Here is a 24,868-nt window from a genome sequence, read left to right as displayed (position 1 = left end):
CTTAACTTATCTGAGTTTTTTTATAGCCTCATTTGCGATTTTGTACATTTCACTTGATCTTTTATAGGCTTTGGTTTCATAAAAATGTTCTGCCAGTTCTTCGGCAAAGGCGGTTAACTGATCCCATTTTTGAATTTTACTAAAATAGGGAATGACCTCGTTCTTAATTAAAAGTTCATAACTACGGTCTTTTTGGCCTAATGCTTTGTGCTTGAGGACAAGAAGAGAATAATAATATTCTTTATCGATACTTTTTTGTGAAAGGGGGAGCCCTTCTTCTATTTGCTTGAGGCAATCCCTTATTTGATTTAGCTTATAATATTCTAATGCGAGCAAGTAATGGGTCATGGCCTTTGAATCGCCTTTCGCAAAGGTTAACCCTTGACGGTAATGCTCAATGGCTTCTTTTGAAGAACCGCGCTGTGATTTAACATGACCAAGATTATGATGAATAATGCCAAGCCTTTGTGGGTCGTCAAGTATTTTAACAAACTTTAAAGCTTGTTCATAATGATGTTCTGCTTTGTTTAAGTTTTTGGACAAGCGATTGCCGATACCGAGGAGGACCTGGCAATCTGCGATTCTTGTTAAGTTATAATCCTTATTAAATTTTTCCAAGGCCATCTCTGCATATTTTATCGACTCTCTCACTTGTGAAAATCTGACATAGAGATTTGCCATTTGATAGTAAAGCTGGGCTTCTTCTGCTTCGCTGTATGAGAGTCGGGTTAAAATATCTTCAGCTTCTTTAAAGCAATCATTTGCTTTTGTAAAGTCGTTAATAAAGTTGTAATAGATACCAGAAAATTGCAGGTAATAGTATTGAAGTTCACTATTGAAAATATCTTTAAACTTACTAATATATTTTAGTGTGTTTTCGGCATCCTCCATACTGTTTAAGAAAAATTGAAACCTCAGGTTGAAGAGATCAAATTTTAAATAAATAAGGGGTTCCTCGATTTGTGAAGTCTCTAATGCTTTTTTTATGGTATCGCGTTTTTTTATTAAACTACTTTTGTCTTCATAGTCTAAAATCGCTTTGTACCATTGGTTTAGAAGGATGTTAATTCTCTCTGTCTCTTCAGAATTGTCGACATCACTATAGTTAATCCCAAGGCGCTCACATAAAAAGGAAATAATTTCTTCGCTGGACTTATCCCCATGTTCGATCTTACTTAGATAAGAGACTGAACAAATCCCTTCTGAAAGGGATTCAAGTGTATGGCCACTCAGCTTTCTATAGTATCTAATTCTTTTTCCGATCATAAATTCCCTTCTTCCTAAATGGGGAAAAAAGCTTTGATAACCCCAAAATAAACAGGGGGGATAGGTTTGATTTTCCCAATAAAAAGGCCTGCTTTTTCTGATATTATAATTATAAGGATTAAGGATTAATCTAAAAAACTATTTTCTTATATATTAAATCATAAAGAAGCGGATGTTAATATTCCAATTAAAAAATATGCCGAGATTTTTGAAAAAACTCTTAGGAAAAAGGAGACTTTATGTAAAATGGAGAATCAATCGGGACATTCCTTGAAGTTGAATTTTGCAAACGATCAGGGTCAAGCCATTGATGACATCAAAAGTTCCTTTCAGTCACAATCGGTAGTCTTAAATGAGTTGCTTCATCCGTTCTTTCGATCGATGTACAGCCAGTTTGACTTTGAACAGTTTTTAATAGATCGTGATGGTAATTATTGGTTTATCGAAAAGAACAATATGTATAAACAGACCACTCAGATTTACATATTTAATCATAAAGGTGATCTGCTGAAAAACTTTGCCGTAAAAGGGAAGCCTACTTTATATGAAAAGGAATACTTGATGATTGCTGCCTGTGAAGGAACCGATGACAAGGGTCACATATATTCATTTTGCAAGCATCATTTGAATTTTATTGAAGAATGGACCATTGATGGATTTCTTTGGGATATGGAGTGCATAGGAGAAACCTTTTATGTCACGAGTTATTTTGTAGAAAGTAATGAAGCTGTCCTTTATATATTAAATAATGATAAGAAAACGGTTGTCAGTCTAGGTCATGACATGTTTCCGACGGGAATCCTATGTCATAAAAATAAATTGTTTATTGCACTCTCTTACCTAAGAGACGGAAATAAGGGCAAAGTCATTCAATGCGGTCTTGATGGTCAAGTGGTTAAAGAAATAGCCGTTGAGATTGCCCCACGGAAATTGTTTGGTTATAAGAATGAATTGGTCATCTGTGGTTTAGATATGGCCAAAGGCTATTCTGACCGACTTGTCTACATTAATCTGGAGACAGGCAAACAAACGACTTTTCAGCTCCCACAAGCAATGGATGTGCGAGCACAAGATAAACACTTATTGTTCTATAATGGGCAAACAGAATCGATTATTTATTGGAGCCATGAGAAGCGAAAAATTATGCGGGTCGTTCGTTGGCCAGGGCGACAAAGTAGCGAAAATAAATTAGAGGCATTGGGATTAAACCACTAACCTTCGGGGAAGTGGTTTTTTTATATATATGATTAGAATTTTTGGCTCTATTATATATGTTGGGGTTTGTAGACAATTTACAATGCTGTTTTGGTTAAGTGAAAAATGACTCGCTTTCCGCGGGCAATCCGCGAGCCTCCTCGGACTTATCCTTTTGTGTCCTGCGGGTCTCGCCTGGCTTGCTATTCCCGCAGGAGTCTCGCCATTTTTCACTTTGTATTCTTGTCCCTTTTAAAAAACGGCAAAAAAATACACGTAAGCTCCTATATCCTTTACACTTGAATTGACGAGAAACAAGAACAAGGATTGGAATTACGTGTCTATGCAGTTTAACATGAATTTACCTGGATTAGAAGAGGTTAAGATTACAAAAACAGAAGAGATGAATGGTAGTTTTTATCTTTATATTGAAATTCCAAGAAAAAAGCACAAATGTCCAGCATGTGGGGAGCGAACCAACAAGGTCCATGACTACCGCACTCAAAAGGTGAAACACCTTAAGGTGTTTGAACGAACCTCCTATTTGTTTTATAGAAAGCGAAGATATGTATGTTCGTGTGGGAAGCGTTTTTTAGAAAAAAATAGTGTTGTAGAACGCTATCAGAGACATTCAATAGAATGGAATCAAGCACTTGTTTTACGTGTAATCAAAGGGAAAAACTTTAAAGACACAGCAGTACAGTTTCGAACGTCACAAACCACAGCTATTCGCCGTTTCGATCAAATTTCAGCAGGAACCTTAAAAGAAGTAAATGAATTACCTTCTGTCATCGCGATTGATGAGTATAAAGGTGACACTAATGAGGGGAAGTACCAGGTTATAATTGCCGATGGAAACACCGGTAAACCTCTTGATATTTTACCCAACCGTTCGGTAGAAACAGTTAAGAATTATCTAAGAGAAAAGAGTTCAAAGGTCAAAATTGTTGTCATGGACATGAGCCATAGCTTTAAATCAGCAGTTAGAAAAGCATTAAGTAGTCCTATTATTGTCGCAGACCGTTTTCACTTTTGTCGTTATATTTATTGGGCCCTAGACAGAGTGAGAAGACGTGTACAAGGGGAATTGCATCCTTATGATCGTAAGAAGTGAAAAGGTTTAACGCTTATAGTGTTGATCGGACTCCAGGTCGCTCGCTTTCCTCATGCCCACAGGACTAAGGGAAGCTCCTAAGAGAATAATTCTCGCAGAAAAATCGTGTTTTAAACGATTTTCTGATGTGGGTAGGGTTGGCGTTCGACGCACCATCGGGGTCCCCGAAAAGTGTTCTTTACTTTTTGGGGTGGTAATCGGGGTCCCCGAAAAGTGTTCTTTACTTTTTGGGGTGGTATTGATGTGCTAGCTTCGGCGTTGTCACACGGATGTAACGGAACAACTCGACGTTTATTCGTGAAGTAACGCTGGCCCCGTTCCCGAAGGACTCTAGTTAGGCATCTGTGCGTCAGCGGCGCTGAGGAACACACTCTGTATAAGTGTTCCGAATCTCGCGTCTTCCACTTCAATCCACTTGGTACTAACGATGCCCTTTGGCAAAATACATATTAATGCCCAACTGAATGAGGACCGGGCATGCATTTACGCCCGGTTTTTCTTAAAGGAATAAGAAAGTATAAGCCATCGAAGCAATAAAGAGATCGGTAGAAAAAGTTGTCTTCTCTGATTAGGCTTGGCGGAAGCCGAGCAATCTTATTCGGGTCTCCCTTGCTCAGTTTATCCTATCTGTATATTTTTTCTAAATCATGTATAGCCTAAGGAAAATGATGTAAAGGTGGCCCTGAGAATGTCCTTCATATTATCCACTTCAACTGCTAATCCTCCATACGTGATGGACCAGAATGAAACAATGGTGTTCGCGAGAGACTTCTTTAAAAAGGATTTTCAGGATATTGACCGATTGCTTCAAGTTTTCCTTAATGGCTCGATTGAACAGCGCTATTTTTCAAAGCCGATCAGTTGGTTCAAGGAAAAACGTACATTTACAGAGAAAAATGATGTCTATTGTAACGTTGCCCGCGACTTATCTATGCGCACTATAAAAAAATGTCTCGCTAATGAAGGCTTTTTAAAACGTGACATACAGACAAAAGAAATAGATGCAATTATTTTTGTCTCTACTACTGGGCTGGCAACACCAAGTCTTGAGGTCAGCCTGATCAATCAATTAGATTTTGATAGCCATACCAAAAGACTCCCAATTTGGGGACTAGGATGTGCGGGCGGGACTGCCGGGCTTGCCCGGGCAGATGACTTCTGTACTGCCCATCCTGAAGCGGCAGTACTGGTCGTTTCAGTCGAGCTCTGTAGTTTAACATTCCAATATAATGATAGGTCTAAAAGTAATCTGATAGGGGTGTCCTTATTCGCAGATGGGGCCGCTTGTGCTTTAGTGGTTGGAGAGGCCTCTCCTTTATTAAAAGCTTCAAAAAAGCAAGCGTTGCCGAAAATGAAGGGGTCTGAATCCACCCTTCTAAAGGACTCCGAAGAGGTCATGGGTTGGAATATTCGGGATGAGGGGCTTTATGTCGTGTTTTCGAAAAGCATTCCGGCGCTTGTGGAGCGGTGGTTCAAGCCGGTGACTGAAAATTTTCTCAAAAAATTCGGTATTAAGGCAAGCCAGTTGACCCATTTTATTGCGCATCCTGGTGGGCGTAAGGTCCTAGAGGCCTATGAAGAAACGCTCTCTCTTAACAGGGCTCTTCTTGAAGACGCTTGGGATATCCTCAAGCATTATGGGAATATGTCCTCACCGACGGTTTTATTTGTTTTAGATCGCGTGATGCGTAAGGATAATCGAGCGGGAGAGAAAGGGCTTGCCGCTTCATTGGGACCGGGATTTAGTGCGGAATTACTGATGATGGAGTGGGAGGTCTGTTCATGACATTATTTGTCATTTTGTTGGCCTTTGTCATTGCACAAAGGATTGTTGAATTAGGGATCGCTAAAAGAAATGAGAAGATATTAAAAAGAAAAGGGGCTTATGAAGTAGGGGAAGAGCATTATAAATGGATTATTTTGCTTCATGTCTTATTTTTTGCGTCCCTTATTCTAGAGGTCTTTATTCGCCAGCCTCAACTGACCCCTTGGAGCATTCTTCCCTTCACCTTTTTTGTTATAGCACAAGGATTACGCGCGTGGGCTTTGTTATCCCTCGGTCATTTTTGGAACACGAAGATTATTGTTTTACCGGGTGCGGATGTGATTTCAAAGGGACCTTATAAATATTTGCGTCATCCTAATTATATTGTCGTTGGGCTAGAAATGTTAACTCTTCCTCTCATTTTTGAGGCTTACATCACCATGATTTTATTTAGCCTATTAAACGGGCTTATTATACTAAAAGTAAGGATTCCAGATGAAGAAAAGGCTCTCATGGAAATGACAAACTATAAGAAGAAAATGCATAAGCGCAAACGATTTATTCCCACAGCTCCTCGGAAATGAGGAGCTGTTTTTTAAGCCGTCGAAGCAATAAAGAGAGCGGTAGAAAAATTTGTCTTTTCTGATAAGGATAAGGACTTGGCGGAAGCCAAGTTCTTATCAGGTCATAAGGGCGGTTGTAAAGTCTGCAAAAAGACGAGCAGATGCAGTGGGGTGATGGGTGAGGAGATAGGTTCGCGTTTTTGGTAGTTTGAAAGGATGATGATCGACAAGAAGGAGCCGACCTTCTGCCAGTTCTCGGCGCACGGCAATGTGAGGAAGAAAGGAGAAGCCAAGGCCTTCTTCAATAAAGTGCTTGGTAGTACTCACTTGGCTGACAACCATAGTTTTCAGTGAATAGCGAGCATAAATATCAGAAAGCAATGCATCCCAATACTCTGGGTGATTATGGGTGATCAGTGGGAGTGACTCGAAAATCGCTTCATAGTTTATGAGTGGACCACTTTCCCAGTCATACCCATCATGAGGCACGATCATAACAACAGGGTCCTCTGAAAGAATGTATTGTTCTGTAAACCGGTGAAAAGCACCCTGTCTTGAGAAGCCGATGTCAATGGTGTTTTGAAGAAGGGCTTCCTCAATTTGAGAGGACTCCATGACTTTTACAATCACTTCAATATGGGGGTAGTCATGCATAAAACGGCGTAGGATGAAAGTAAGATGAGTGGTTGCGACGAGTGGTGAAGTCGCGAGTGTCAAGGTGGAATGGTACCCTTTTTGGAGTGTGTGCATAGCTTGCACAGCGGTCTCATATTGTTCTGTAAGCGCCAATGCGTGCTTTAGAAAGTGTTCTCCTTCAAGAGTAAGGAAGACATTCCTACCCTCACGACGAAATAATTGCGCCCCCACCTCGTTTTCCAATTGTTTGATTTGAAAAGTAACCGTCGGTTGCGTTAAAAATAATTTTTCGGCCGTGATTCTAAAGTTTTCATGTTGAGCAGCGAGTATAAAGGTTTTAAGCCATTTGATATTCATATTCAGCACCTTCTAATTAAAAAATTCTATTGATTTAATATAAAATATTTAATTTTATTTATCAATGGATCCTTTTATGATAAGGATATCCAGTTACTTTGAGGGGGAAATGTCAATGTCAGGACTTGATCAAGTCGTTGTCGCGGATACTTGTTTGTCAGAAATAGAGGGTGAAAAGGGTCAGTTAAGCCTAAGAGGGTATCCCATAGGTCGGTTAGCAGAAGAGCACATCTTTGAGGAAAATCTTTATTTTCTTCTGACGGGGAGATATCCTACGATAGAAGAAATAGGAAATGTTTCACAGCAGTTAATAGCAGCGATGCAATTGGATGAGGAGTATTTGACCTTTTTGGAGACTGTTCCTTTACACCTTGACGCTATTTCTTATTTAATGGTGGCCCTATCCGCCATTAACCGTCAAAAATTCACCTGGCCGCCGACCCGAGACCAGGCTTTACATCTTCAAGGAACAGTTCTAGCCATCCTTGGGCAACGGCAAAGCAGACTAGAAGCAAGACCGTTAACAGCTCCAGATGCTCAACTGAACTTTGCAGGAAACTTTTTATACATGATTTTTGGGCAACGGCCTACTGAGGATGAGACAAAGGCATTAGATTGTTATTTTACACTCACAATGGAACACGGTCTTAATGCTTCGAGTTTCACTTCTCGTGTGATTACCTCAACAGAGTCTGATCTGATTTCGGCGATAGTGGGGGCTATGGGCGCTTTGAAAGGGCCTCTTCATGGTGGAGCGCCTTCAGAAGTCATTAAGATGCTAGAGGAGATCGGGAGAAAGGAGAACATCGATACATGGCTAAAAGAACGTTTAGAGAATAAAGAAAAGGTGATGGGGTTTGGGCATCGGGTGTATCGGACAAAAGACCCACGAGCCCTTATGCTCAAAAAAGTAGTAAAATCGTTCAATAGAGAGGAGGGCTGGCTGCAGCTGGCCCTCGCATTGGAGGAAAAAGCGGAAAGAGCTCTAAAAGCGTATAAACCTAATCATTCGCTTAAAACGAATGTCGAATTTTATGCAGCAGCGTTATTTAAAACGATTGGACTTCCTCAGGATCTATACACGGCAACCTTTGCGACGAGTAGACTCGCGGGATGGTGTGCACATGCACTCGAACAGGCAGAAAATAATCGCATTATTCGACCAATGTCACGTTATATTGGTCCAAAATACGAATGAAAACGAGGGGATTTCCCTCGTTTTAAAAATATGAAAGTATAAAATAATTTAGGCATCGGTGCATCAGCGCCGCTGAGGAACGCACTGAGTATAAGTATTCCGAACCTCGCGTCTTCCGCTCCAAGCCACTTGGTGCTGATGCTTCGAAGCAATAAAGAGATCAGTAGAAAAACTTGGCTTCATGGATAAAGACTTGGGGTCAAGTTTTTCCTATCTTGGTCTGTAATAATAAGAGCCACGATTTCTGAACAATAATATCGGACCTAATACGAATCCCGCAAGTAATCCAAAGAGATGCCCGAGGATGTCAATGTTAGAAGGGAAAAAGAGCGTCCATGCCACATTGAGAATTAAGATGACAAGAATCATTTGTCTGCTGCCTTTATCGAGCAAATGCTTTCTTAATGTAATAATGAAAAGGAAGATCCCAAATAACCCGAAAATCGCGCCGGAAGCCCCAATGTATTGTAAAGAGATATCGGCAAAGAAGTATTGAAGGACATTCGAAATAATTCCAGACCCCAAATAAGCGACAATGAACTTCCACTTTCCAAGTAAACTTTCTAATGCTGGAGCAAACAGAAAGATAGAAAAGGAATTAAAGAAAACATGGGAAAAGTCAAAATGTGTGAAAATGGGCGTAATCACCCTATACCATTCATGGTAGGCTTGAACCCGGAAGTTAGAGCCGAACCCCCAAAAGACAATATATTCCGCTATATGAGGAATATGGAACCAAAGGGCTAGCTTATAGATCATCCACACCAGTAAGTTGATGGCGATGATGATCGAAACAATCGGATAAAACCTAAGAAATTCTTTAAAGCTTTCGGTTCGTATAAACACGTGACGTCCTCCTTTGCTCTTGCTATATTATATTATAAACAAAAGGATTGTACGAATAAAATTGGAAGAAAGGTGGGAAGGTTTGTGATCATTGGGACTGGGATTGATCTTATCGAACTGGATCGTATCGAAAAATTACTATACAAAAAGAAATTTATTGAAAGAATTCTAACGAAAATGGAACAAGAAGCTTTTTACAATAAGGGGTCTGAGCAACGTAAGAAAGAATTTTTAGCAGGGCGTTTTGCAGCTAAAGAGGCTTACGCGAAAGCGACTGGATTAGGCATTGGCCAGTATTTATCGTGGCAAGATATAGAGATTCTTAACGATGGGACGGGCAAACCCATTATAAATGTCAAGGCTGATCATCGTATCCATCTATCGATAACTCATACAAAAAAATATGCCGCAGCGACGGTAACTATTGAAAGCTTGTCAGGCTAGTTCGCATATATTTAAGAGTTGTCTCATATATTTGTAATGCGCTGGGAGGGACTATTGTGCAAATCGTATCAAGAGAAGGTATGCAAGCGATTGACCGTCATGCCATTGAACAGATTGGATTAAGTGGGACCTTGTTGATGGAGAATGCCGGAAGAAGTATATTCTATCATTTGCAATCTATCCTAGGCAAAGAAGAAAAAATTGGGGTGATTATTGGGAAAGGGAATAATGGTGGAGACGGTTTTGTTATTGCCCGACATCTTATGAATCAACAGTATTCGGTGGAAGTCTGGGTAGTGGCAGAAGCAGCAGCCCTTGTAGGGGATTGTGCCTATCATCAAAAAGTGTTTGAAAGGTGCGGAGGGGTATGTCATTATCTCAGTGATGAAGGACTTGATGCTTTAAAGGCGGCATGGGCGTCATGGGATTATATTATCGATGCACTGCTAGGTACCGGAGCTAAAGGGGCGCCAAAACCACCCTATCGTGAGGTCATTCAGGCGATGAACCTGAGTCAGACAGCGATCATCTCTGTCGACCTTCCGAGTGGAATTCCAGCTAACGGTGGGCATTTCACACATGAAGGGGTGAAGGCTGAGAAGACATTGACCTTACAATGTCCGAAGAGAGCGCAATTTACGTATCCGGCAGCAAATTATTTTGGTAAAGTCACCGTTGTGGACATTGGCATACCTAAGTGTTCTATTACAGTGGGAGCAGAAGGTGTGAGTCAGTATACCCAAGCGGACTTTATTCGGTCCTTTCCAAAAAGGAAACGCTCCGCGCATAAAGGTGATCATGGGCGAGGTTTGATGATCGCAGGTTCAGACCGCATGCCAGGAGCAGCCGTTTTAGCCACTCGAGCCGCTTTACGCTCAGGTACGGGGCTACTCTCAGTGAATACGACAGAGAGTGTCAAGGCCATTTTGGCGACACAAGCCATTGAAGCCATGTTTGACCCTTTTGACTGTACAGAGGATGCTACGGTTGGCGAGGCTTTATCGAAATATGATGCTGTTGCTTTTGGACCAGGAGTTGGGCGCTCTCAACAAGTAGAGCTCACTCTCATTCGCTTATTAGAGCATACAAAAGGTCCTTTACTCCTTGATGCTGATGGACTCTTTTACCTTAAGAACCATTTAGAGAGGCTGCGCAAACGGTCAGAGCCCACCTTATTAACCCCCCATCCCGGTGAAATGGCGCGACTCGTTGGCAAAAGTGTACGTGAAGTAGAGAATGACCGTTTTGGTCTCTCGCGTCGGTTTGCCAAAGATTATGGTGTTTATTTGATTCTAAAGGGACCTTTTACGATTATCACGGCACCAGATGGGACGCAGTGGGTCAATACAACGGGTAACCCTGCCTTGGCCACTGGTGGCACCGGAGATGTGCTTACGGGCATTGTTCTTTCCTTTATCATGCAACATGAGACATTGATTTCGGCTTTATGTAATGCCGTTTATTTACATGGTTATGCAGCGGATGTCCTGGTACGTTCTTTAAAGGGGATGACAGGCATTCTAGCCTCAGATGTCATACACATGTTGCCACAAGCATTGGGAGAACTGGTGCCGGTCGATAAATAAAAGGTTAACCCTCTCTTACGATGGAGAAACCCTTCTTAAAAAGGTGCGATTTGCTAGAATAGAATCCCTCCTTTGTCACTGATATGAGACAAAGGGGCTGGATGAATGTGAAGAAAATTTTTTCACTCATGTTATTAGGAGTCATGTTCCTTTTTGTATTAGCAGGCTGTGGGAGCCAATCGAAGGAAGATGTAGTAGGGGATTTATCTAAAAAATTGGAACAATTGGAAGGCTATAAGGCCAATGCGGTCATGACCTTTAATAATGGCGAAAAACAACAAAAGTATAACGCGGAAATTTGGTATCAAAAACCTGATCAATATAAGGTTGTTATACAAGATGACAACAAAGAAAATAAACAAATGATCATTAAGAATAATGGTGATGTTTTTGTTCTTACGCCAGCACTCAATAAGAAATACCACTTTGAGAGCGATTGGCCCAACAACCGGAGTCAAACGTATCTCTTTCAATCACTTGCGAAGGACATTGTAAACGACGCTAATGCGAAATTCGAGAATAAGGAAAATAATTATGTTTTTACAACCAAAACAAATTATCAAACGAAACTTCTCACCAATCAAAAAATCACTTTAAACAAGAAAGATTTAGCACCAAAAGGCGTTAAAGTGATGGATCAAGATATGAACGTGGTCATCGACATTCAATTTAAGGACTTTAAGTTTGGTCCGAAGTTTAATAAAAGTGACTTTGATGTTGATAAAAATATGACCAGTATGGCGCTTGAAGTTCCAGCGATGGCGGTGCCGGATGAGAAGTTTAAACTCTATCAGCCGACGGTTGATATTGATGGAGCATCCCTTGCTTATTCTAAAGACGTTTCAAGTGATGGGAATAAAAAGTTTATCATCAAATATACCGGTAAAAAAGGCTATACACTAGTTGAAACAAAAAGTGAAGTGGCAGAAGCAAGTGCAACTGTCGACCTTGAGGCCGATCCTGTTAACCTTGGTTTTACTGTAGGAGCAATGACAGATCATTCCTTGACATGGTCACACGATGGCATGGATTATTACCTTGTTTCTGATGATCTCACCAGTGATGAAATGGTTAAGGTTGCACAGTCAGTGGTTGGCCAAGTGACAAAATAATGAGACTTCTTTATTAGAGGCCTTCTTCATCTCCCTGATGAATAATATAAGGAAGTTAGGTTGATGTCGGTACACCTTGTGATGGGCCATATGAGCATGCATCCTGTGTTCCGAAGCAAGCGTGACTTTTACGGGCAGTTAATCCCCCACTTAGTATGTCTTGAAGTGGGGGTTTTACCTGCCTATTCATGCAGGAAAAAATGAAGGAGAGGTGAGAAGGTGTTCATAAATGGATACGGTGTCATAACCAGTTTTGGACCACCCTCTTTCCTTTTTGCAGCAAGTGTGGTTGTTGACATCTATGTTTTACCGCTCAATAATGGGATATATCGATGAACTAAGATATAGGAGCTGTCGAACACCGTGGACTATTATAGAGATACGTGGGTAGAAGTGAATCTTGATGCTATTCATTCTAATATAGTAAATTTAAAACAATATATCCCTAATGAGACGCATATTATGGCAGTGGTCAAAGCAGATGGTTACGGGCATGGAGCGACAGCGGTTGCACGTGAAGCCCTTGAATCCGGTGCGACATGGTTAGGGGTTGCTTTTCTAGATGAAGCGATTGCCTTACGGGAGGATGGGATTAAAGCGCCGATTTTAGTCTTGGGGTGGACGCGACCCAGTGATATTGATTTGGCCGTGCGATTTAATATTTCGCTAACTGTTTTTCAAAAAGAGTGGATCGAGACGGCATTGAAGTCCTATCAGTCAAAGCTTCCAGCCTTTATTCATCTTAAATGTGATACGGGTATGGGGAGGATTGGCGTCCGCACAGATCAGGAATTAGAGAGCGTTGTAAAGGCAGTAGAGAAGGATAATCGGTTTGTTATTGAAGGGGTCTTTACTCATTTTGCAACAGCTGACGAACCGGATGAAACCTATTTTAATCAACAGTATGGTCGTTTTCAGGAAATGCTTCAAAGTTTGAAAAAATTTGGGGTCAATCCTAATATTGTTCACTGTGGAAATAGTGCGACGGGATTGAAGCATCCTGAAAAATTGTTTAATATGGTGAGATACGGTATTTCCTTATATGGGCTTTCACCTTCCGTTGAGATGAAAGAGAAGCTTCCCTTTGCTTTAAAAGAAGCCTTTTCATTGAAAACACGGCTTGTTCATGTTAAAGCCTTAGAAGCAGGAGAATCCGTGAGTTATGGAGCGACCTATACAGCGGCTAAGCCGACTTGGATAGGAACGCTTCCAGTAGGATATGCTGATGGATGGTTGCGTAAATTAGCAAAAGTCCCCCTCTTGATCGAGGGTAAGCGGCTCCCGGTTGTAGGCAGAATTTGCATGGATCAGCTGATGTGTCAATTAGATAAAGCCTACCCAATAGGGCAAGAAGTGACTCTTATAGGGACTTCTGGTGGTGAATGTGTGAGTGTGGATGACATCGCAGGGTGTTTGGATACCATAAATTATGAAATAACATGTATGATTAATCGTCGAGTGCCAAGAATATATGTTAAAAACGGTGAAAAGTTTTTAGTAAAGAATTCACTTCTAAAGGATGTTTATGAGTAGCGTTATAAAAAACAAGCAAGTGCATTAAGTTGAAAAGGTAAAACAAAACGTGTCTTTTAAGTGTTTGAACTTGATGCTAAGCTGTTTTTACACTATAGAACCAATGTAAGCTGACGTAGGGATCCAACTTTTGTAATAGAGGTATATGAAAAACGAGGTCGTTCGTCATTAGAATTTGGCGATAAGCTCAAGTTTTTCTGATAAAAATAATCTTAATGAGGCTAAAGAGCGATTGAAAACCCATGAATGTAATGGTAATATTGTTCTTGGAATCATTATGAACGAGAGATGTGTGGAGGTGCTCCCTTTGCCTGAGTCAAATTCAAAGGAAATCGTTATAGAATTACCACAATATTTACTTCAAGAATTAGACGGCGTTGCCAGACAAGATAATATGAATCGAAGTGAGTTTCTACATCGTGCGGTAAGAATGTACCTTCGTGAGCGAAGCAAACGGCATATCCGTGAATCTATGCGACAAGGTTATATGGAGATGGCAAAGATTAATCTTAACATTGCATCTGAAGCGTTCTTAGCCGAAGAGGAGGCAGAAAACACCCTGGAGCGCTTGGTTAGTGGGGTGTAAATCGGGTGATTGTTAAACGCGGTGATGTTTACTTTGCCGATCTGTCTCCGGTCGTAGGTTCAGAGCAAGGTGGTGTACGGCCGGTTCTTATCATCCAAAATGATATTGGAAATCGTTTTAGTCCAACGGTCGTAGTGGCTGCAATCACTGCGCAAATCCAAAAAGCAAAGCTTCCGACCCATGTAGAAATTGATGCAAAAAAATACGGATTTGATCGTGATTCTGTCATATTATTAGAGCAAATTCGAACGATTGACAAGCAGCGGTTAACAGATAAAATTACACATTTAGATGAGGATATGATGGCTAATGTGAATGAGGCCATACAGATTAGTCTAAGTCTCATCGATTTTTAACTTTCGAAGTTGCTCCATAACAGAGCAACTTTTTATTTTTTCAGGCTTTATAATATGTAAGCGTAAAAATTAGAACTTATAAAGCAAGAGCTATAGATAGAGGATAGCTGATAGCTATTATGGCGATGTCTTAAAATAGTGGCGGGAAACCTTAAGTCTTATTGATCAAGAGATTTATCTGATTGCAGAAAAGGGTTAGGAATGGAATAATAAAAGAAAAGCCTTTACCGCCCGTTATTTAGAATCTTAATACTCTTAGGAGGAGAAGGAATGGAAGCAGCTCCGGTTGTTACATTAATTAATAAGCGTCGGTCAGAAATTGTTGTTCGCTGGAAAGAATATATGGAAGAACGAAAAGATTCCTCAAGTATTATTGATGGTCGTACAATAGAAACAACAAATGATAATTTCGTAGATTTAATCTTCGACTATTTAGCAGATAATCAAAGTCAGGACCGGTTGAATAATCTTATGGGACGAATCCTTGCCCTTGGGTGGCCACTAAGTTATTTAACCAATGGGGTTCATATTTTTAGACGTGTGGTCAGCACGCTTATTATTGAATCAGAAATGGAAAAGGCTGTTATCTTAGACTATTTTAAAGCGATGGAAGATTTATTGGATCCTATTTTTAATAACTTAATAGAGGATGCAACGTCGACATGGGAGAATACGGTCTCTATTCAAAAACGAGCTCTTATGGAGCTTTCAGCCCCTTTAATTCCTGTTATGGAGTATTTGGCAGTCATGCCTTTAATCGGAACCATAGATACCGAACGCGCAAAATTAATCATGGAAAATCTCCTTGAAGGCGTTATTGCTTACCGTACGGAAGTGGTGTTGATTGATATTACCGGGGTCCCTGTTGTCGACACGATGGTTGCCCACCATATTATTCAGGCGGCAGAGGCTGTGAGACTCGTAGGATCTGAGTGTGTGTTAGTAGGTATTCGTCCGGAAATTGCCCAGACGATCGTGAACCTAGGGATTGAACTTGGAGAATTTCCTACCAAAAGCACATTGAAAAAGGGGATTGAATACGCGCTTGAACTCACGAATAGAGCCATTGTTTACAAAGACAAGCCGTCTGGATTAAGACTTTGAATGTTGGAGATAAAGGTGTCTTGATAGCGTTTTTTTCTTACTTTTGAACATAAAAAAGAGGAGGGTGTTGCGTGAGAATTCCGATTCTTAAACTTTATAATTACTTATTAACAACTATACAAGTGGAATTAGATGATCAAACCGCCATACAGTTCCAAGATGATTTGTTAAATAAAATTCATGAAACGGGCGCTATTGGCGTAGTCATCGATTTAACGTCGGTTGAAATTATAGATTCCTATATTGCGAAGATCCTTGGAGATGTTGTGAATATGTCAGAGCTTCTTGGAGCGAAGGTGGTTCTCACAGGTATACGACCAGCAGTTGCTTTAACACTTATAGACTTAGGGATAAGACTAAAAGGAGTACCGACTGCGCTTGACCTGGAGCAGGGGATTGAGAAACTGCGCCAGGAATTGGGGGAATGAACATGAATATAGCCCCAAACCGTGTAGAAATACATAATGAATGGGATATCGTCCGAGCACGGCAGTCTGGTCGAGAAAGGGCAAAAGAGCTTGGATTTGGTCATGTAGACCAAGCGAGAATTGCAACAGCTATATCTGAATTGGCTAGGAATATTTACCTCTACGCTAAACATGGCGAAATTATCATTAGTGTCATTGATGGAGAAAAAAGAGGCATCTCAATCATTGCTGAAGATAATGGACCAGGGATCAGGGATCTTCGAAAAGCTATGGAAGATGGTTACACGACTTCAGGAGGACTTGGAGCGGGATTACCGGGTGTTAAACGCTTAATGGATGATTTTGATATTGTTTCCGAAGAAGGTCAAGGGACCAAGATAACAGCAAAGAAATATCTTCGCTAACCACTGAGAGAGGTTGGTTATATGATTGATCATAAGGAGCTTTATCAGCATTATAGAAAACTGTTGATTGAGCATATGGAGAGAAAAAGTGAAAAAACCTTATATAATGGACAATTATTCAGCCGGCAAATGATGGAGAATGGGGTTTCTCCAGAGGATGTTTTGAGTCTCCACATTGATGTGATAAAGGAATTTTATCCTCATATGGACGAAAAATTTCAATCTGCTTTTGACTTCTTATTAGAAGCCATGATTGGCTATGGCTTAGCCTATAGAGAACACCAAAATTTAAGATATAAACAAAGGCAATTAGAATCAGAAATTGACATTGCGGCGGATGTCCAGCAATCCTTGCTTGTTGGTGAAGTGCCCCATTATGATTTTCTAGATATTGGTGTGATTAGCCGACCGGCCAAACGTATGAGTGGTGATTATTATCACTTTGTCAAAGATGAGCAAAATTGTCTGAGTGTGGCGATCGCTGATGTGATTGGTAAAGGAATACCGGCAGCTTTATGTATGTCAATGATTAAATACGCCATGGATAGCGAGCCAGAACAAAGAACAAAGCCTGGCGCAGTTTTAGAAAATTTGAATCGTGTGGTTGAGCAAAACGTGGATCCTAGTATGTTTATTACTATGTTTTATGGTCTTTATAACGAAAGTCAACATCGACTTTATTTTGCTTCAGCTGGGCATGAACCGGGTTTTTATTATTCTTCTAATAAGGATGAGTTTCAAGAACTGATTGCTAAAGGTCGTGTACTCGGGCTCGATCGTTCTACAAAATATCGGGAATATGAAAAAAATATAGATGTTGGGGACATGGTGATTTTGTTTTCAGATGGAGTCACAGAATGTCGCACGGAAAAAGGTTTTATTGAACGAGATGAGATTGTGAGATTAATCCGTCAGCGCATGCATCTTTCCTCTCAAGAAATTGTTGATGGCGTATATAAAGAACTTGAGAGATTACAGGATTTTCAATTAAGGGATGATTTCACACTGATCATTTTAAAACGAGAGGTTTAATAAAGTGTAGCGTGGGGAAAAGATTAAATAGCCTTCACAATAAAAAGGCTTGGAGGTATTTTTATGAATTTAAATATTCTTCATGAAAAAAAAGTGGATGGTGGAGAGCTTTTAACCATTAGCGGAGAACTGGATGCTTATACAGCACCGAAATTAAAAGAAACCATTCTACCATTAGTGGATGTTGAGAGGGCATCAGTGACATTAGATCTTAAGGATACGGATTATATGGATAGTACAGGTATTGGAGTCATCATCGCAGCCTATAAGCAAAGTTGTAAACGGAATGGAACGCTCGTGGTGCAGAATTTAACTCCGCGTGTCAGCAGATTGTTTGATATCACGGGTCTATCAGAGATTATTACGATAGACGATATCAAAAAGGAGGAGACGACATGATTGAGACTTCCGACACTATTGAGCTAACGGTTCCTGCAAAAGCAGATTATATAGGTGTTATTCGTTTGACGACTTCTGGAATTGCCAATCGCATGGGGTTTTCTTACGATGACATAGAAGATATAAAGGTGGCTGTGTCAGAGGCGGCGACGAATGCGGTTAACCATGCCTATAAGGGCGAGCAAGGTGGTGTTATTTCAATTAGGATGACCACTTTTGCTGATCGAATGGAAATAATGGTAATGGATACCGGGCGGAGCTTTGATTTTGAACACATGGCCAAAAATATGAAGCCTTTAGATCCGTCTGCTGCGTTTGAAGACCTATCTGAGGGGGGGCTAGGTTTATATTTGATTGACACCCTCATGGATCGAGTGAGCATAAACAATGATTCGGGTGTTGCAGTTTATATGACCAAGTTTCTTCAAAGAGATGAGGTGGAACTTCATGATGACAGGCTCTACGAATCATTCGACAGACCGGTCGGGGGATGACGCGATACAGCTTATTCGTGAACTCCAGGATGATCCTGAAAATGAAGCACTAAAGTCTGAACTAGTGATCAATTACACACCTTTGGTCCATTCGTTGGCACGGAAGTTTTCAAGAGATAGAGGGCTGCAAGAGGATTTAATTCAGGTTGGAATGATTGGATTGCTCGCGGCACTTAGACGATTTGATCCGGATCAAGGCAATAGTTTTGAGTCTTTTGCTATCCCGACGATAGTGGGTGAGATCAAGCGCTATATCCGCGATAAAACGTGGAGTGTTCATGTTCCAAGACGTATAAAAGAACTAGGACCGAAGATTAAAAGAGCTGTTGATGAATTGACAAACCGATTAGGCCACTCTCCAACGGTTGAGGAAATCGCCCGCCACATTCACGCCGATGAAGAAGATGTTTTAGAAACGATGGAACTTGGTAGGAGTTATAAAGCAGCTTCAGTGGATAGTCGCATCGAGGCTGATGCTGAAGGTGGGACTGTCACTCTTTTAGATCTTATTGGAACCCCTGAGGCCGGTTATGAACAAATCAATGAAAAATTATTGATGGAAAAGATCTTTGGCGTCCTTACTGAACGAGAAAAGAAAATTCTCATCTATACTTACTTTGAGAACCTCAGTCAAAAAGAGACTGGTGAGCGATTAGACATTTCACAAATGCATGTTTCGAGGTTGCAAAGGCGAGCCTTGAAAAAATTAAGAGAAGCCTTAAAGGCTGATGAAACTGAAGTGATAAAATGATCGAAGCGTATCCTTTTGCCAATTTCATAATCAATGCCTTTCAAAAAAGTAAGAAGGGTAAAGAATGTAATGGGGATAGTTTTTTAATCGATGAAACGGATGATGCCTTCTTTTGTGCCGTGGCCGATGGCCTTGGAAGCGGTGGATATGCCCGCAAGGCCTCACAAATGGCTGTGGAAGTTATTGAAAGATCTTTAGATCAACCTCTTGACGAAATAATGCGGAGAGTAAATGATTCCCAGCAAGGGTTACGTGGCGTGGTTTTATCGATTTTTAGATTGGATACCAAGACGAGAATGATGGAGTTTTGTGGTGTTGGCAATATCTCTTTTAATATTTATAAGCCGAATGGAGAGATTGTACACCCTTTGCCTAAACAAGGGTATCTTTCTGGGCGGGTAATGGATTTTCGAATACAAAGTTTTTTGTATCCTGATGATGCTTGGTTTGCTATTTACTCTGATGGGATTTATCTCAATTCAAAGCACGCCCCTACCATAAAAAGATTATTTTATTCTTCTAATGAGAAAGAAGCAGAGATGATTATGGAGTCTATATCAACACGTTTTGTTGATGATATGACGGTCGTTATAGGTAAGCCTTCTTGAACAGTCTTTCGGTGAGTAGACCGAGCGGCTGTTTTTTTATAACGTTAGATTTCGTGAAGTCACGCTGGCCCCGTTTCTGAAGGGTCCTAGTTTAGGCATCCGCGAGTTAGCGGCGCTGAGGAACACACTCTATATAAGTGCTCCGAATCTCACGTCTTCGCTTTAATCCATTTATGGCTGACGGCATTTTAGTGAAAAACATTTTGATGCCAACTGAATGAGGACTGGGCATGCTTTCGCCCGATTTTTCTTATAACTTTGCGGAGAACCTTATAAGGGGAACTCGCCATTGCGACTTGGTGATAACTTTAATGTGTGAAGGCGTATGTCTGAACATCAGGCTTTATTTAGCGACACGTTGAAGTATAATCCAATCCATTCTAATGGTTCTCTACTGTTACTGGAAGATGGCACTTCTTTAAGCTATGATTAAAGAGAGAGGTTGGGAGGTTTGAATATGAACGATGTTGAAATTAAACCAACGATTGTTCAGTCGATCACAAAAGCATTAAAACTGAAGAGTCGTCAAGTTGAAAATGTCATCGATCTTCTTGAGGAAGATAATACGATTCCATTCATTGCCCGTTACAGGAAAGAAAGAACCGGCGGATTAGATGAAGTGGAAATTAATGCGATTGCTGAGCAATGGCAATATGCACAAACATTACATAAACGCAAAGACGAAGTGAAACGTCTCATTGAAGAACAAGGGAAATTAACGAAAGAACTTACAGAAGCTATTGATAAAGCAAACAAGCTCCAAGAGGTAGAGGATCTTTATCGTCCTTATAAGCAAAAAAGAAGAACCAGAGCGACGGTTGCAAAGGAAAAAGGCTTAGAACCGCTGGCGGATTGGTTAATGACATTACCTATGGAACCTGTAGATCCAGTAGCAGCGGGATATCTTTCAGAAGAAAAAGAGGTCCACACGATAGAAGAGGCATTAGGCGGTGCCTGTGATATTATTGCAGAACGTTTATCAGATGATGCGGACATTCGAAAGCATGTTCGTCGTGTCACCTTTACAAAAGGATTTATTGTGACCGAACGAAAAAATAAAGCTGAAGACGAAAAAGCAACTTATGAAATGTATTACCAATACGAAGAAAAAGTGGATAAGATCGTCCCTCACCGGATTTTGGCTCTCAATCGTGGGGAAAAAGATGATGTGCTTAAGGTAAGTATTCGTCCTCCAGAAGAAGACATTCTTCGATGGTTAACTTATCGTGTCATCACATCGGAGAAAACAACAGCCAGAGAATACCTAGATCATGCGATAAAAGATGGTTATAAGAGATTGCTATCGCCAGCGGTTGAGAGGGACATCCGACAAGAGTTGACAGAAAAGGCTGACGCCCAGGCTATTACCATTTTTTCAGAGAACCTACAGCATCTTCTTATGCAACCTCCGATGAAAGATAAAATGGTTCTTGGGGTGGATCCTGCTTACCGAACGGGGTGTAAACTAGCGGTTGTGGACGAAACAGGAAAGATGCTTGAAATTGCCGTTATTTATCCTACCCCTCCAAAATCAGAAGTGGAAAAGTCGAAAGCAGCGGTCATCGCTCTTCTAAAAAAATATGAGATCAATATGATTGCTATTGGTAACGGAACGGCCTCTCGGGAAACGGAACAGTTTATTGCCGATGTCATCAAGGATTTTAAGGAAAGAAAAATCTATTACATGATTGTCAATGAGGCTGGAGCCAGTGTGTATTCAGCTTCGGAACTGGCTCGAGAGGAATTCCCTGATTTAAAGGTTGAAGAGCGCAGTGCTGTTTCAATCGCACGTCGTTTACAGGACCCTTTGGCTGAGCTTGTAAAGATAGATCCGAAGTCAGTAGGAGTGGGGCAGTATCAGCATGATGTCTCGCAAAAGGATTTAACGGAGTCCCTTCGTTTTGTTGTGGAAACTGTAGTGAATAGGGTAGGGGTTAATGTCAACACGGCTTCTTCTTCCTTACTCCAGTATGTGGCGGGGCTTTCTAAAACAGTCGCAAATAACATTGTGAAAAAAAGAGACCAAGAAGGACGATACCGAAATCGCAAGGAACTCCAAAGTGTTCCTCGATTGGGAGGGAAGACCTATCAACAATGCGCAGGGTTTTTAGTGATTCCTGATGGTGACATGCCCTTGGATCGTACGCCGATTCACCCAGAGAGCTACAAGGAGACACAGGCCTTATTATCTAGCCTTGGCTTTTCACCAGAAGATATCGGGACAGAGGCTATTAATGAAAGGTTAAAAGGGCTAGATTTGGCCCAAACGGCACAAGAGCTTAACATTGGTGAACCGACTTTGCGAGATATTGTATCAGCCTTAGTTAGACCTGGACGCGATCCACGCGAAGAAGCTGAAAAACCGTTATTGAGGACCGATGTATTAGAAATAAAAGATTTGAAAAAAGGTATGGAATTAGAAGGAACCGTACGCAATGTGGTTGACTTTGGTGCGTTTGTGGATATTGGTGTTAAACAAGATGGGCTCGTCCACATCTCTAAGCTTTCCAATCAATTTGTAAAGCATCCGATGGATGTAGTCCATGTTGGGCAAATTGTGAAAGTTTGGGTAGAAGATGTAGATGTTGAAAAGGGGCGAATTGCTCTTAGTATGGTTAATGCATCATAAAAAATGAGAAAAGGGCAGTGATTCCTATATGTAATATGTGTAGGCTTTCCTGCCCTTTTATACTCTTGAAAGAAAAGTATTATTAATGTGATGTTAAAGGTTTAAAGAGATATACATTGAAATGTGTTAGGATAGATCGACACTACACCTAAGACGTGGACGACCAATACTAGAACACTAGGCGTGATAAGTAAACGAAAAAGTCAAGTTAAGCCTCTTAAGGAACTAACAGCAATGGTCATTATAAAAAAACCAGCATTGATTTAAGAGCTTAATCTGATACCTGTCCCTCTTATAGTAGGCGTTTTGCAATTGATTTTTGAACCATGTAGGCATAAGGTGGTAACCTCCTTTTCATTATTACCACTAACCTTGCTAATCACTAAGTTGTTTGTGAATTTTAGTCTCTTCATCATTAAATCGAATTAAAAGGATGAGAAACGTTATTGTTTTGACAAGCGCGCTTGTGAATGGAGAAAAAATAAAATATGATAAAGCATTTTATTGGTCATCACATTTAAAGCTATTATAATGTATGTAAGAATAGCTTGTTGCGTGATAAAAACATTGAAAGGAATTATAATCTTGGAGCAACATGAATTACAGGCATTAGTGGAACGGATCTCTTTAGAATACTTCTCTAAGGCGTTTAAACACGAAGCGAGATTTAATAACCGGTTAAGAACGACAGGTGGTCGGTACTTATTAAAGTCGCATCATCTTGAATTCAACCCCAAACAGTTAGAGGTTTTTGGGATGGAAGCTTTTATAAAGATCATTAAGCATGAATTAGTCCATTATCACTTACATCTTGAAGGCAGAGGATATCGGCACCGTGACCAGGAGTTTAAAGTGTTGCTTCAAAAGGTTGGAGGATCGAGATTCTGTGGCATGATACCTCACGCCAGAAACCAAACACACGTTAAGCACTATTATGTGTGCAGAGAGTGTGGACAGCACTTTATTAGAAGGAGAAAGATGGATACAAGGCGATACGTGTGTGGCGTGTGTAAGGGGAAAATCAAGCTCCTTTATTCTGAGGAAAATTAAAAGCTAATAACATTGAAGAGAATGTTTTAAAAAAGTATTGACGATAAGATTAAGTTGTGTTAAATTATATTAAGTCCGCTGCGATAGGGACATGCCTTTAAAAGAGTCATTCAAAATAACATTTAAAAAAAGTGTTGACATCCTCTAAACGATATGTTAAGATATTAAATGTCGCTGTTGAGGAATTGGAATTTAAAACTTCGCGATTGAATGTGTTTATGAATATTTTATTATAAATATTCCGCAGTAGCTCAGTGGTAGAGCAATCGGCTGTTAACCGATCGGTCGTAGGTTCGAGTCCTACCTGCGGAGCCATTCTGGAGAAGTACCCAAGTTGGCTGAAGGGGCTCCCCTGCTAAGGGAGTAGACGGGGTGACTCGTGCGAGGGTTCGAATCCCTCCTTCTCCGCCACGAAAACTTTAATAATCTGCATGACCAATATATGGTTTTGCTATCATAGAATATGGCCCCTTGGTCAAGCGGTTAAGACATCGCCCTTTCACGGCGGTAACACGGGTTCGAATCCCGTAGGGGTCACCATCATCTTTTTAAAAGTGTGGTTAGTTAATTAGTGGACCCGTGGTGTAGCGGTTAACATGCCTGCCTGTCACGCAGGAGATCGCCGGTTCGATTCCGGTCGGGTCCGCCATTAATGGCCCATAGCCAAGCGGTAAGGCATCGGGTTTTGGTCCCGAGATGCCCAGGTTCGAATCCTGGTGGGCCAGCCATTTTTAAAAACGGATGAGCCATTAGCTCAGTCGGTAGAGCATCTGACTTTTAATCAGAGGGTCGAAGGTTCGAATCCTTCATGGCTCACCATTATAATAAAAGCAGCATATATGAAAATATATAGCTATGCGGTCGTGGCGGAATGGCAGACGCGCTAGCTTGAGGGGCTAGTGGGGGAGACCCCGTGGAGGTTCGAGTCCTCTCGACCGCACCAAGTCTTTAACATATAAGCGCCCTTAGCTCAACTGGATAGAGTGTCTGACTACGGATCAGAAGGTTGAGGGTTCGAATCCTTCAGGGCGCGCCATAGCAAATATTAATTATCATATTAAATATAATCCATGCGGGTGTAGTTTAGTGGTAAAACAAGAGCCTTCCAAGCTCTGGTCGAGGGTTCGATTCCCTTCACCCGCTCCATAATTTTGTTTTATGGGCCTGTAGCTCAGCCGGTTAGAGCGCACGCCTGATAAGCGTGAGGTCGGTGGTTCGAGTCCACTCAGGCCCACCATTAATCCTAAAGGTGTTTGTTTTATATATTAATACTCTTATACTATTAATTATTTATTTGTAAGTGTGATGAGATATTCATATAATATAATTCTTTGGGATGAATGAGATGAATTGTTCCTTTAAAACTGAACAAAAGCCAAGCGCAAAAAGAGAAATCTTTTAAATGACGCCAAG

The 24,868-nt window shown here is 40.8% G+C and carries 24 protein-coding genes, 10 tRNA genes and 1 pseudogene; 31 read left to right on the top strand and 4 right to left on the bottom strand.

Annotated elements, in window-relative coordinates; all coding sequences use genetic code 11:
- Positions 1-6: 6 nt before the first annotated feature.
- Positions 7-1,266: a helix-turn-helix domain-containing protein gene (locus IEV91_RS18840; protein ID WP_188498975.1), complete on the bottom strand. Its 1,260-nt coding sequence runs from the start codon at positions 1,264-1,266 to the stop codon at positions 7-9.
- Between the two features lie 246 nt (positions 1,267-1,512).
- Here IEV91_RS18840 and IEV91_RS18835 point away from each other — a divergent pair, with 246 nt between their 5' ends.
- The 4 genes and pseudogenes from IEV91_RS18835 (at position 1,513) to IEV91_RS18820 (ending at position 5,923) form a co-directional block, all read left to right on the top strand.
- The gene (locus tag IEV91_RS18835; RefSeq protein ID WP_188498974.1) at positions 1,513-2,481 is read left to right on the top strand and encodes a hypothetical protein; all 969 of its coding nucleotides are present in this window, start codon (positions 1,513-1,515) and stop codon (positions 2,479-2,481) included.
- Between the two features lie 322 nt (positions 2,482-2,803).
- A pseudogene (locus tag IEV91_RS18830) lies at positions 2,804-3,571 on the top strand (ISL3 family transposase); the annotation flags it as partial.
- Between the two features lie 691 nt (positions 3,572-4,262).
- Entirely contained in the window at positions 4,263-5,360 is a 1,098-nt protein-coding gene (locus IEV91_RS18825; RefSeq protein WP_188498973.1) for a type III polyketide synthase, read from the top strand.
- A complete protein-coding gene (locus IEV91_RS18820) occupies positions 5,357-5,923 on the top strand; it encodes an isoprenylcysteine carboxyl methyltransferase family protein (RefSeq protein ID WP_188498972.1) in 567 nt (188 codons plus the stop codon). Before IEV91_RS18825 ends, IEV91_RS18820 begins: the two co-directional genes overlap by 4 nt.
- A 96-nt stretch (positions 5,924-6,019) precedes the next feature.
- Here IEV91_RS18820 and IEV91_RS18815 read toward each other — a convergent pair whose 3' ends face one another.
- Positions 6,020-6,895: a LysR family transcriptional regulator gene (locus tag IEV91_RS18815; RefSeq protein ID WP_188498971.1), complete on the bottom strand. Its 876-nt coding sequence runs from the start codon at positions 6,893-6,895 to the stop codon at positions 6,020-6,022.
- Between the two features lie 115 nt (positions 6,896-7,010).
- Between IEV91_RS18815 and IEV91_RS18810 the strand changes: the two genes are divergently transcribed.
- A complete protein-coding gene (locus IEV91_RS18810) occupies positions 7,011-8,093 on the top strand; it encodes a citrate/2-methylcitrate synthase (RefSeq protein WP_188498970.1) in 1,083 nt (360 codons plus the stop codon).
- A gap of 210 nt (positions 8,094-8,303) precedes the next feature.
- Here the strand turns inward: IEV91_RS18810 and IEV91_RS18805 are convergent, their stop codons facing one another.
- Complete coding sequence (locus tag IEV91_RS18805; protein ID WP_188498969.1) at positions 8,304-8,939, bottom strand: rhomboid family intramembrane serine protease; 636 nt, start codon at positions 8,937-8,939, stop codon at positions 8,304-8,306.
- 84 nt (positions 8,940-9,023) lie between these two features.
- On the opposite strand from IEV91_RS18805, the gene acpS reads away from it, so the two are divergent.
- The 15 genes from acpS (at position 9,024) to IEV91_RS18730 (ending at position 22,405) form a co-directional block, all read left to right on the top strand.
- The gene (acpS, locus tag IEV91_RS18800; protein WP_188498968.1) at positions 9,024-9,383 is read left to right on the top strand and encodes a holo-ACP synthase; all 360 of its coding nucleotides are present in this window, start codon (positions 9,024-9,026) and stop codon (positions 9,381-9,383) included.
- Positions 9,384-9,439: 56 nt separating this feature from the next.
- The gene (locus IEV91_RS18795) at positions 9,440-10,969 is read left to right on the top strand and encodes an NAD(P)H-hydrate dehydratase (protein ID WP_188498967.1); all 1,530 of its coding nucleotides are present in this window, start codon (positions 9,440-9,442) and stop codon (positions 10,967-10,969) included.
- A gap of 107 nt (positions 10,970-11,076) precedes the next feature.
- Complete coding sequence (locus IEV91_RS18790) at positions 11,077-12,081, top strand: LolA family protein (RefSeq protein WP_229745656.1); 1,005 nt, start codon at positions 11,077-11,079, stop codon at positions 12,079-12,081.
- 363 nt (positions 12,082-12,444) lie between these two features.
- Positions 12,445-13,614, top strand: coding sequence for an alanine racemase (alr, locus tag IEV91_RS18785; protein WP_229745655.1), 1,170 nt, complete (start codon positions 12,445-12,447; stop codon positions 13,612-13,614).
- 307 nt (positions 13,615-13,921) lie between these two features.
- Positions 13,922-14,200 (top strand): CopG family ribbon-helix-helix protein, encoded by a 279-nt coding sequence (locus IEV91_RS18780; RefSeq protein ID WP_188498966.1) that lies wholly within the window; start codon positions 13,922-13,924, stop codon positions 14,198-14,200.
- 5 nt (positions 14,201-14,205) lie between these two features.
- A complete protein-coding gene (locus tag IEV91_RS18775) occupies positions 14,206-14,556 on the top strand; it encodes a type II toxin-antitoxin system PemK/MazF family toxin (RefSeq protein ID WP_188498965.1) in 351 nt (116 codons plus the stop codon).
- A gap of 270 nt (positions 14,557-14,826) precedes the next feature.
- Positions 14,827-15,660 (top strand): RsbT co-antagonist protein RsbRA, encoded by an 834-nt coding sequence (rsbRA, locus tag IEV91_RS22005; protein WP_188498964.1) that lies wholly within the window; start codon positions 14,827-14,829, stop codon positions 15,658-15,660.
- A gap of 71 nt (positions 15,661-15,731) precedes the next feature.
- Positions 15,732-16,088, top strand: coding sequence for an STAS domain-containing protein (locus IEV91_RS18765; protein WP_188498963.1), 357 nt, complete (start codon positions 15,732-15,734; stop codon positions 16,086-16,088).
- A gap of 2 nt (positions 16,089-16,090) precedes the next feature.
- A complete protein-coding gene (locus IEV91_RS18760) occupies positions 16,091-16,492 on the top strand; it encodes an anti-sigma regulatory factor (RefSeq protein WP_188498962.1) in 402 nt (133 codons plus the stop codon).
- A 21-nt stretch (positions 16,493-16,513) separates the two neighbouring features.
- The gene (locus IEV91_RS18755; protein WP_239541438.1) at positions 16,514-17,524 is read left to right on the top strand and encodes a PP2C family protein-serine/threonine phosphatase; all 1,011 of its coding nucleotides are present in this window, start codon (positions 16,514-16,516) and stop codon (positions 17,522-17,524) included.
- Between the two features lie 63 nt (positions 17,525-17,587).
- Entirely contained in the window at positions 17,588-17,923 is a 336-nt protein-coding gene (locus IEV91_RS18750; RefSeq protein WP_188498961.1) for an STAS domain-containing protein, read from the top strand.
- Positions 17,920-18,417 (top strand): anti-sigma B factor RsbW, encoded by a 498-nt coding sequence (gene rsbW, locus IEV91_RS18745; RefSeq protein WP_188498960.1) that lies wholly within the window; start codon positions 17,920-17,922, stop codon positions 18,415-18,417. Before IEV91_RS18750 ends, rsbW begins: the two co-directional genes overlap by 4 nt.
- Entirely contained in the window at positions 18,371-19,168 is a 798-nt protein-coding gene (sigB, locus tag IEV91_RS18740; protein ID WP_188498959.1) for an RNA polymerase sigma factor SigB, read from the top strand. The genes rsbW and sigB overlap by 47 nt, the downstream gene beginning before the upstream one ends.
- Positions 19,165-19,776: a protein phosphatase 2C domain-containing protein gene (locus IEV91_RS18735; protein ID WP_188498958.1), complete on the top strand. Its 612-nt coding sequence runs from the start codon at positions 19,165-19,167 to the stop codon at positions 19,774-19,776. The genes sigB and IEV91_RS18735 overlap by 4 nt, the downstream gene beginning before the upstream one ends.
- A gap of 457 nt (positions 19,777-20,233) precedes the next feature.
- Entirely contained in the window at positions 20,234-22,405 is a 2,172-nt protein-coding gene (locus IEV91_RS18730) for a Tex family protein (RefSeq protein WP_188498957.1), read from the top strand.
- A gap of 225 nt (positions 22,406-22,630) precedes the next feature.
- Here IEV91_RS18730 and cmpA read toward each other — a convergent pair whose 3' ends face one another.
- Positions 22,631-22,741 (bottom strand): cortex morphogenetic protein CmpA, encoded by a 111-nt coding sequence (gene cmpA, locus IEV91_RS18725; RefSeq protein ID WP_188498956.1) that lies wholly within the window; start codon positions 22,739-22,741, stop codon positions 22,631-22,633.
- Positions 22,742-22,990: 249 nt separating this feature from the next.
- On the opposite strand from cmpA, the gene IEV91_RS18720 reads away from it, so the two are divergent.
- The 11 genes from IEV91_RS18720 (at position 22,991) to IEV91_RS18670 (ending at position 24,692) form a co-directional block, all read left to right on the top strand.
- Positions 22,991-23,455: a SprT family protein gene (locus IEV91_RS18720; RefSeq protein WP_188498955.1), complete on the top strand. Its 465-nt coding sequence runs from the start codon at positions 22,991-22,993 to the stop codon at positions 23,453-23,455.
- A 240-nt stretch (positions 23,456-23,695) separates the two neighbouring features.
- A tRNA-Asn gene (locus IEV91_RS18715) sits at positions 23,696-23,770 on the top strand.
- Positions 23,771-23,774: 4 nt separating this feature from the next.
- A tRNA-Ser gene (locus tag IEV91_RS18710) sits at positions 23,775-23,866 on the top strand.
- Between the two features lie 54 nt (positions 23,867-23,920).
- Positions 23,921-23,995 (top strand) — tRNA-Glu (locus IEV91_RS18705).
- 33 nt (positions 23,996-24,028) lie between these two features.
- A tRNA-Asp gene (locus IEV91_RS18700) sits at positions 24,029-24,104 on the top strand.
- Between the two features lie 4 nt (positions 24,105-24,108).
- Positions 24,109-24,183, top strand: a tRNA-Gln gene (locus IEV91_RS18695).
- Positions 24,184-24,198: 15 nt separating this feature from the next.
- Positions 24,199-24,274 (top strand) — tRNA-Lys (locus IEV91_RS18690).
- A 38-nt stretch (positions 24,275-24,312) separates the two neighbouring features.
- Positions 24,313-24,398 (top strand) — tRNA-Leu (locus tag IEV91_RS18685).
- A gap of 16 nt (positions 24,399-24,414) precedes the next feature.
- Positions 24,415-24,491: transfer RNA gene (locus IEV91_RS18680), tRNA-Arg, on the top strand.
- A gap of 36 nt (positions 24,492-24,527) precedes the next feature.
- Positions 24,528-24,601, top strand: a tRNA-Gly gene (locus IEV91_RS18675).
- Positions 24,602-24,615: 14 nt separating this feature from the next.
- Positions 24,616-24,692, top strand: a tRNA-Ile gene (locus IEV91_RS18670).
- Positions 24,693-24,868 lie beyond the last annotated feature (176 nt).

The organism is Pullulanibacillus pueri (assembly GCF_014639255.1).
Classification (GTDB): Bacteria; Bacillota; Bacilli; order Bacillales; family Sporolactobacillaceae; genus Pullulanibacillus; species Pullulanibacillus pueri.
The sequence above is the reverse complement of the archived record's forward strand: the minus strand, read 5'-3'. Positions and strand labels throughout refer to the sequence as shown.